Consider the following 9258-nt stretch of genomic DNA (forward strand, 5'->3'; position numbering starts at 1 on the left):
GAGCTGAAATCACTGAAATGTTGATTTTGGTACATTCAGCAGTCAGACCTTTGTCGTCGAAAACTTTCGCATTAAGTATATAATTTCCAACAGGAGCATTTTTCCAGGCGAACTCATAAGGGGCTGCATTGACGATGGCAATCATCTGTTCGCCGTGGAAGAGTTCTACTTTTTGGATTTTATTCTCCGGATCGGATGCATTGGTACGAATCAAAATATCCTGTCCAAAAGTAAAGGACTGATCCTGAATTGGGTCAATAATGCTAACCGATGGGGCTTGATTGACTGCTGGAGCTGAAATCACAGAAATGTTAATTCTGGCAGACTCAGCAGTTAATCCTTCGATATCGAAGATTTTCGCTTTGAGCACATAATTTCCAACAGGAGCATTTTTCCAGGCGAACTCATAAGGGGCTGCATTGACGATGGCAATCATTTGCTCGCCGTGGAAGAGTTCTACTTTTTGGATTTTATTCTCCGGATCGGAAGCATTGGTTTTAATTAAAATATCTTGTCCAAAAGTGAATGACTGATCCTGAATCGGGTCAATGATAGATATTGAAGGTGGGGAATTTATTGGAGCAGTGCTGGTGCCATCTACTTTTGCAAGAAGTGCAGATCCGTAAGCAGGTATTGTCACAGATCGGTCAAAAGATTCTCCTTTGGCATTCTTATATACTCCATTCAGAGAGTGAGTAACTGCATTACTGGAATAGTTGTATTGGAAAAAAACATATTCTGTGACTGGAATTTTCTCAGTTATTACTTTTGATATTCTAAGATTATCAATGAGTAATGAGGGTATTGATGCCGGAATTCTAAATACAATACTTTCGTTAGCAGTACTAATCTTGGATTTCAAAAGAATCTTGACTGATTGTACACCTGAGCTAGTAGCGAAATAATAGATATTGCCCTCTTGATTTTGATTAAAGGTTTTTTCCAAGAGTAATTCCACACTTTTATTAGAGGTTTCACTTTTGGTATCAAATTCAATCAAAAATTCATCACCTGAATTTGTAGCTCCAATCTGAATAAAAGCGGAAATAGTGCTAGTTCCAGTTGGGGTCACTTTCCATGTTCCAGCAGTTATACCTGTGCTGACCCATTCCGATTTACCGTTATAAGTTCCGGCAATCAAATTTACATCAGTGTCAAAATTACTTGACTTCACATTAGAAGAACTTGTGATTTTGTACTTCTCTAGATTGAATTCTGGAAGTAATGAATTACGATCATATCCGAAGGTTTCAGTCCAGTTAGGGAGATTTCTTTTGGTTCCTATTGCCCCTTCATTCGCTCCTTTACTATGAAATATCGAATTGCTTTTAAAAGGGTCTAAATAATAATTGTTGTCGGAAACACCGATTTGGTTGATATCATCTAAGATGGATGAAATCGAAAAGGCCACTTCATTCTCATAAACGCTTGAAAATTGATTGTTCTCTATACGGACATTCCGCACTGGATTGCCTGTATAATCATGAGTAACTTGAATTTGATGCGGTGCTTTATATATGGTGTTCTCAAGAATCTGAATATTATTACCATTATGAAGATAAATTCCTTTTCCATTGATGTCTGAAATGGTGTTTTGGAAAATTTTTAACCCTTGGGCATTATCGTCAATGTAGATTCCTTCAGCCAATTTATAATTGATGCTTGATCCTTCCTGGGCCCCAATACCTCTGGTTACTATGTTTCCAACAACCTCCCGGCCCACATTATTCATGTTAGTAAGGCCATCAGAATTAGTATAAATACCTCCTCCATCTTGTTTCCAGAGACAAAAATTGTCAACTAGATTGTTTTTGACTAGCGTATAATTTCCGCCAAAATGTATCCCGTTGTAGCCTGTATTTAAAACCCGGTTCCGTTCAATTTTTGCATTGTTTGCATCTCCGGCTATATATACCCCTATCCCTGTGAGGTCACTACTTTTTGCCATTCCTTGGAAAGGCATGGAGTTTTCAATCAAATTATCAGAAATATCCGTTCGCGGTGTGCCATACCAAAAATAAATGGCCCCACTTAATGCTCGATTAAAGTGATTGTTCTTTATGATAAAATCTGGTACATCTGATCCAAAAATGGCATTCTCTCCAGCAAAGTCCAATGAACAATTTTCCACTGTTACCCCACCTGATTTTTGAATCATCAAGAGATTTTTATTACTACCTCTAAAATCCAAGTTTCTAAACGTAAAATTTTTGACATAGGAGTTATTTATGACCAAGTGCTCTCTCTTGGCTACTTGCACATTAAGGTTTGAAGGATTTTGGCCCCCAAAATAAACTGCAATTTTCTTTGTGGATTTTGAGTAAGCCCACTCTCCAAATTGATCCAGAGCATTTTTGTGGTTTTGGACAAAGTAACCAAAGCCTTTCTGGGGTGTATAAAATGTGTTGGTGTTTTCTAAAAAGTTAATCGTACTTCCGCTAGATGATTGAATTTCATGACGATCAATTATCCAATTATTTTTACGAATCACAACTTCTCCACCAGAAAAATCTCCAGGAAGAGCATCGCCATTGATACTGTAATTATTATTGACAGAGTTTATGAGCAAATAACCAGCATTTGAAGCATCCGCATTCGGATAGCGCCCCATTGGTCTAATGACATTGTCAATTAAAACCACTTGGATTTTATCCCCGGTAAGATTAGATATAGCGGCTTCAAAGATTCCTCCACCAATAGATTCCCAATTTGTTACTGGTTCTAAAGATGTAATTATAGGTTTCGCTCCAGAACCATATGATGTGAACGTAATTGGATTTCCGGCATCTCCACCCTTATTGATGAGGATGGAGCCCACGAAAACGTCTCCACTTTTAAAGAAAATTTTATCCCCACCTTTAAGTACAGAAGAAATGGAATTCAATTTGTCAATACTTTTCCAAGGTGTGGATTCATTTTGAGCCTCTGTTATTGATCTGCTATCATTTCCTGTAGTACTGGAGAAATAATATTCTGTTGCAAAGGCATTATTTAATATAACTAAGAACAATAGTAGTGTGGACACTATTATTCTATTTTCCACTCTCTTTCGAGTGGAATTGTTGTAATTTTTCATATAGGGTAATATTATATTGGTCAATCTTTATACCACTATGAGGAATTGAATTCCCATTTAGTGTAACATTGGTTATATATATTTTTATAACTATAAAACATTGTTTCTATTTCCTTTTAAACCAATAGAATTGTATTTGATAGCTATAGAAATATATTTGATAGCTACAGAAATATATTTTGATATTTCAGCATTTCCAGAATTTAATATTAAGTATAATAAATTTAAAAAAATAAAATTTTTCTTTTTTTAACAATACAGCTTTTTACACTTGTTAATCACTTAAATAAAAAATAATGTAATTTATCAGGAAAAAAATGTATCTTGTAGTAGTATTTTGAGCATATTTCCACTTTAAAAAATTTTGTAAATGTTGATTCCACAAACTCAGTTTTTAGGCTACAATATTTTTATTGGAGGTCTTTCCGAAATTCTCTACAAGGGAAAAATGACAATTAATACTATTAATCAATATTCCTTTTGCTTGGCGGAGAACGATAATTTATTTAAGCGTGCTCTTTCAGAATCGGATATCCTTTTGCCAGATGGAATTTCAATTGTTTTATCTGCAAAATTTTTAAATGGGTCTAATTTTCAAAAAATTGCAGGTGCAGAAATTCATGATTTTATTTTAAACTATCTCAATTCAGTTTATGGCCGTTGTTTTTATTTAGGCTCCTCTTTCAGTACTATTTCTGCAATTCGTATGAAAATTGGTGAAAAATTCCCCAATGTGAAAATGGAGGGATATTCCCCATCATTCTGTGACCAATTCTCAGAAGAAGAGAATCAAGTTATGCTTGAGAAAATAAATGAATTCGTCCCGGATGTTCTTTTTGTAGGAATGACAGCGCCAAAACAGGAAAAATGGGTTTATCAAAATAAAAACCTTATTCAATCTACCTATATATGTTCGATAGGTGCGGTTTTTGATTTCTTTTCTGAAAAAGTAGAAAGACCCAATTCTTTTTGGGTAGATCATGGAATGGAGTGGTTTATAAGGTTAGTTAAAGAGCCAAGAAGATTGTGGAAAAGGTATTTGGTCTATGGAATTGTTTTTCTGAATTGTATAGCCAAAGAGAAAATGAAAAAACTAATTTTGATGCGGAGAAGTCAAGTTGTTTAATTTGATCGATTGACTTGTATTACAATTGTTATGTCACAAACTATAGAGAAATTTATTCGATTAAATGGATATCAATCTGAAAAGGATTTTTTCTTAAATTCCTTTTCTATCAACTATCTTGATTCTATTCAGGTTATTTTTAAGAGATTGATGGATATTGTAGTTTGCTCACTTTTCTTTCTATTGATTGGAAGTTGGCTATTTACATTTTTGGCAATTGCAATTTGGCTTGACTCTAAAGGGCCTATTATTTTTAAGCAATTAAGACATGGGTTAGAAAACAGACCATTTTACTGTTATAAATTTAGAACCATGAATTTTGTTCATGATGGTCATTTTCAACAAGCACAAAAAGATGATCCACGAATTACTAAAGTCGGAAAGTTTTTAAGAATTACAAGTTTGGACGAATTACCACAGATATTTAATGTGCTCTTGGGGGAGATGTCAATCGTGGGACCAAGACCACATGCCCTAAGCATGAATAGAGATTTCTCTTGCAAAATGAAAAAGTTTATGTGTAGGCATATGGTAAAACCTGGTATCACCGGGCTTGCACAATCCAAAGGATTCAGAGGAGAAATACGAGATAAGATAGATATAAACTGTCGTTTGAAATACGATCTTTTTTATATTAAAAATTGGAGTATCCTTTTAGATATTAAAATTATTATCTGGACCATAAAATGTTTGATTTTTAAAAACAAGAATGCATACTAATTTTTAGATTAGTTATATAAGTGTAAAACAAACTGCATCGTAATATTAATTGTAATTACTTAGAAAGGAAAAAATCTCTTAACTAGGAAAGTTAATAAGTTATTTTTTAATTGTTTTAATCATTTCTTCTCTTTCGAATGGGTCATTTTTTCTAATTTTTTTTTTAATTAGAACTACACTGTTTGCAATATATCCACCCCGCTAAGTACATATTTCGTGAGCTAATTTGACTGACTAGGTTTGCATCAAAAACAAACCCATGAGACGAGCAAATCAAGAACGGATGGAAGCAATGGTTGCTTCCTACCAATCCAGCGGACTCACCCAGCGTAAATTATGCCTCCAAGAGAACATCAAGTTACCCACATTTTCCTACTGGCACCGTAAAGTGTATGCAAAGACCGAGTCGATGACTTCAGGCTTTACCGAAGTAACTGCCCCGGTTCATTCTGCTGGACTGGAAGTGGTGTTTCCCAATGGAGTGATCATTCGGGTATCCAAGATTTTGCAATAATCCACCAATTGATCAAATGGTAGCATGTTCACATTAGGAGCCTCGCAGCGGTTTTTTCTGTATGGAGGGGCAGTGGATATGCGCAAAGGTTTTGATGGCTTAAGCGGTCTGGTCCGCAATTCTCTGGATCGGAATCCGCTGTCTGGAGAAGTATATATCTTCCTGAATCGCAGCCGTACCCTGGTCAAACTGCTACACTGGGAAGCAGGGGGACTGGTGATCTACTACAAAAGATTGGAAAAAGGCACCTTTCAACCGCCAGTGGGAATGGAAGCAGGAGGTACACTCCCCTAGTCATCCCTCGTGCTGATGGTCGAAGGCATCCGGGTACTGAATTCCCGTCAACTCCCCAGGTACGCACTGCCCTAAGTTTTTTTAAGTTTCGAAGTCCTTATTTTACCGACCGCCGTTCAGTTTTTTTTGTATGGAAATGGCTTTGGAGATAGCTGGGGTGTTTTCTGTGCGGTTAGTTAAAAAAAAGGCGTCACTGCCTGTTTATCCACAGGTGGTGTGGGAAACTAATGCTTTGAAGGATGATTTCAGGGTATTATTTTCGATTCATGAACAACCCTCTGGACCAGCTAAGCAAAACCGAACTCATCGCCCTATTGGGCGTACGAGAGCAGCAGTTGGAATCCAGAGACCAGCGTATCGAAAAGCTGGAAGGGATTCTTGCCAAGTTCCAAAAGATGCTCTTCGGCCAGAAGCGCGAACGCTTCGAGTCACCCGACCAGCTGAGCCTTCCCTTTGAAACCGCCGCCGAAGTACAGCAGGCCATGCAGGAGGAACTCACCCAAAAGGTGGAGTATATCCGCAGAAAATCCGGCTCTTCACATCCCGGCAGGACAAAACTGCCCGAACACCTTCCGGTGGAAGAAATTGAGTTGTATCCAGAGGGAAACCTGGAAGAGATGACCTGCATCGGCAAAGAAGTAACTGAAGAACTAGATTACATTCCTGGCAGCTACATCATCCGTCGGTATATCCGGTATAAATACGCGTCCAACGTACAAGAAGGCAAGTCTCCAATAGTCATTGCCGCACTACCTTCCCGTCTGATTGACAAAAGCAGTGTGGGAAATGGCCTGCTCGCCTCCATCCTGACAGACAAATACGTGGATCATCTGCCGCTCTACCGCCAGCTGCAACGCTTCAAACGCGAAAATATCCCCATAGCCGCTTCCACACTGGATGGCTGGACAAGACAGGGGATGGAACGGCTGGAAATCCTCTATGACTGGCTGGTGAAAGAAACCTGCGGCAAAGGATACCTCCAAGCCGATGAAACCACCATCAAAGTACTGGACAGCACCAAAAAGAAAGATACACATCTGGGCTACTACTGGGTTCACCATAACCCCGTGGACGGAACCGTCTTGTTTGATTACCAAAAGGGCCGCGACCAAGCGGCTCCCAAAAAGATATTGCAGGGTTTCAAAGGCTACCTGCAGAGCGATGGGTACGCTACGTATGAATATTATGCAAATCAACCGGGGGTTACCCACCTGGGATGCTGGGCACATGCACATCGCAAGTTTTTTGAAGCCCTAGAAAACGATAAAACAAGAGCAACATTGGCACTGGCCTTTATAGGAAAACTCTATGAAGTGGAGACACACTGCCGGGACAAGCAACTCAGTGCGAACGACAAAAAGTCTTACCGGCTCGACCATGCCTTGCCGGTGTTGGAAGCCTTCTCCAGCCGGCTAAAGGAGAACTATGCCCAAGTGCTTCCCAAAAGCATCATCGGTAAGGCTATGTCCTATACCATGATCCGATGGGAACAGCTTTCCAACTATCTAATGGACGGCATGCTGGAAATCGACAACAATAAGATCGAGAATGTAATCAGACCGGTAGCCCTGGGACGCAAAAACTACCTGTTTGCTGGATCACACGATGCCGCACAGCGCGCAGCAATGAGCTACTCCTTTTTTGCAATGTGTAAAAAAGAAGAAGTAAACACGCAGCAATGGCTCAAATACGTCTTCGATCACATCATGGATACCAACATCCAGAAAATACAAGACCTCCTACCCAAAAACTATAAACTTTCCCTAGTAAAAACTGTAGCTAAATAAAGATGCAGTTGCTTGGGCGGATACCTCTGAAACGTGTCTTTCCAAAGCTTTCAACAAAAGCTCATGGTTCACATTTTCGAAGAACTCCTGTATATCCAAATCTATAACCCAGCTGTATCGACGTACATTTTGTTGTACTCTTTGGATTGCTGTGTGCGCATTTTTGTTCGGGCGGTATCCGTAGGAATTGTCCACGAATACTGATTCCAGCCTTGGTTCTAGGTACATCTTTACTACCTGTTGGGCAATCCTGTCGCTTACAGTAGGAATTCCCAAAGGACGGGTCTTACCCCCTGCCTTGGGTATTGTTACCTGCTTTATCGCTGGTGCAAAGTAACTTCCAGAAGCAAGTCTGTTCCATAGCTTATACAGTTCTTTGGAACGTAAACTGTCAAATTCCGACAGGCTCTGCTGGTCAATCCCTGCACTGCCTCCGTTACTTTTCACTTTCTTGTAGGATTCCCAAACCATCTCTTTGGTAATCGGTACCGACTTTGTCTGTTCTTTAAAAATCATCCTTAAACATTTAAGTAGTTCCTAAATTAAAACTGCATAATTGAAGCCCTTCGCTCCGCTCCCATTTACTCATTTTGTGTTTACATTTCATTGGTATTCGTGAGCGCTTCGCGGTTCAGGAGTTTCATCACTACTACGACTTCATCCATCACCTATAAACTCATCAGTAATCAACTCACAGGTACTGCTTGCTTGTGTTTTCCTTTTGGCATAGCATATAGGATTCCTGTGATTCCACAATAAAGCCTGGTTAGAAGTCATGCCCCCTTTATGACGGTTGCCGTAAAGACATTAAATTAGGAGCCTTCTATACTTATTTCCGACCTCTCGATATAGACCGGATTTTGACAACGACTGGTCTTTTCTTCACTTCATCGGAAGGTTCGCTTCCGCTCTTCTCTTCTATCCTTACCTGACCATTTAAACAGCCTTTTCTTCTATCGCTTCACACATCCTTGTTACCACAGATGCATCATAGAAGTGGTTTGGTGAGTTTTCCTAAAAACCTCACGAGGGGCCTGCCCTCATCTTTATCATAGCTTACACAGCACACGTCGAGTATCCAGCCCCACTAGCAAACACTAGCGGGGAGAGGCTCTCACTTCGGCATGATCCCGATACTCGAGACAGGTAGTGCTACCTCATCCAGCCTCATAGCCTCAGTATAGAGTTCCTGTTTCCCGCCATGCGGGACAGGCTGTCAGTACCGGATTTTGTAGTCCCTGACTTATAGAATATCCTGAGACTTCAGGGCTTCACCCACCCTGCAAGCCGGCCCCTCGCTAAAAACTTTCACAGAAAGTTTTTTTTACGCTCGGTCCTCTCACGGCAAACCAGCTTGCCACTTGCTTGGCTTCAGGGCGTTACCCCCGCGCTTAAGGGACTTTATTCACGAAGTATTTGCATTCAATAGTGTTCATGAATGCTTCGCATTTCACCCGTTGGAACGGTCATCGTTTTGACCTATATTCACCATTCAAGGCACACACAGGCGTTTGGCTCAATGGCGGGTGACGTGGTTAATTGAACATTTTACCTCGCATCAACCTTTTTGGTGTATTGACAGTTTTGTGCTCCGAAATCCGCCACTGCGCCAAGCGCCAAAACGTCAGACTGTCTAAAAACTCATTCAAAATTTCACTAAAAATACCCACTATCCCGATGGGACTTATCGGGTGATTTTTGTATCTTTTTATATGAAATTTATCCAAGGAACTGACCGCAC

Annotated in this window: 8 protein-coding genes; 5 read left to right on the forward strand and 3 right to left on the reverse strand. The window is 39.7% G+C overall.

Annotation, left to right across the window (positions count from 1 at the left end):
• Positions 1–3076 (reverse strand): Ig-like domain-containing protein (locus U3A58_RS21310; RefSeq protein WP_323826420.1); only part of this gene is annotated, 3076 nt, incomplete at its 3' end.
• Positions 3077–3446: 370 nt separating this feature from the next.
• On the opposite strand from U3A58_RS21310, the gene U3A58_RS21315 reads away from it, so the two are divergent.
• The 5 genes from U3A58_RS21315 (at position 3447) to tnpC (ending at position 7517) form a co-directional block, all read left to right on the forward strand.
• A complete protein-coding gene (locus U3A58_RS21315) occupies positions 3447–4202 on the forward strand; it encodes a WecB/TagA/CpsF family glycosyltransferase (protein ID WP_323826421.1) in 756 nt (251 codons plus the stop codon).
• 30 nt (positions 4203–4232) lie between these two features.
• A complete protein-coding gene (locus U3A58_RS21320) occupies positions 4233–4922 on the forward strand; it encodes a sugar transferase (protein ID WP_323826422.1) in 690 nt (229 codons plus the stop codon).
• A 259-nt stretch (positions 4923–5181) separates the two neighbouring features.
• The gene (gene tnpA / locus U3A58_RS21325) at positions 5182–5436 is read left to right on the forward strand and encodes an IS66 family insertion sequence element accessory protein TnpA (protein ID WP_323826423.1); all 255 of its coding nucleotides are present in this window, start codon (positions 5182–5184) and stop codon (positions 5434–5436) included.
• A gap of 24 nt (positions 5437–5460) precedes the next feature.
• Positions 5461–5730: an IS66 family insertion sequence element accessory protein TnpB gene (gene tnpB / locus U3A58_RS21330; protein WP_323826424.1), complete on the forward strand. Its 270-nt coding sequence runs from the start codon at positions 5461–5463 to the stop codon at positions 5728–5730.
• A 266-nt stretch (positions 5731–5996) separates the two neighbouring features.
• Complete coding sequence (tnpC, locus tag U3A58_RS21335; protein ID WP_323826425.1) at positions 5997–7517, forward strand: IS66 family transposase; 1521 nt, start codon at positions 5997–5999, stop codon at positions 7515–7517.
• Here tnpC and U3A58_RS21340 read toward each other — a convergent pair.
• Both U3A58_RS21340 and U3A58_RS21345 read right to left on the reverse strand, forming a co-directional pair.
• Positions 7494–8033, reverse strand: coding sequence for a reverse transcriptase domain-containing protein (locus U3A58_RS21340; protein WP_323826426.1), 540 nt, complete (start codon positions 8031–8033; stop codon positions 7494–7496). The two genes, tnpC and U3A58_RS21340, sit on opposite strands and share 24 nt — an antisense overlap.
• A gap of 1019 nt (positions 8034–9052) precedes the next feature.
• Positions 9053–9258 (reverse strand): hypothetical protein (locus U3A58_RS21345; RefSeq protein ID WP_323826427.1); only part of this gene is annotated, 206 nt, incomplete at its 5' end.

The organism is Algoriphagus persicinus, from assembly GCF_035156415.1.
GTDB classification, from domain to species: domain Bacteria; phylum Bacteroidota; class Bacteroidia; order Cytophagales; family Cyclobacteriaceae; genus Algoriphagus; species Algoriphagus persicinus.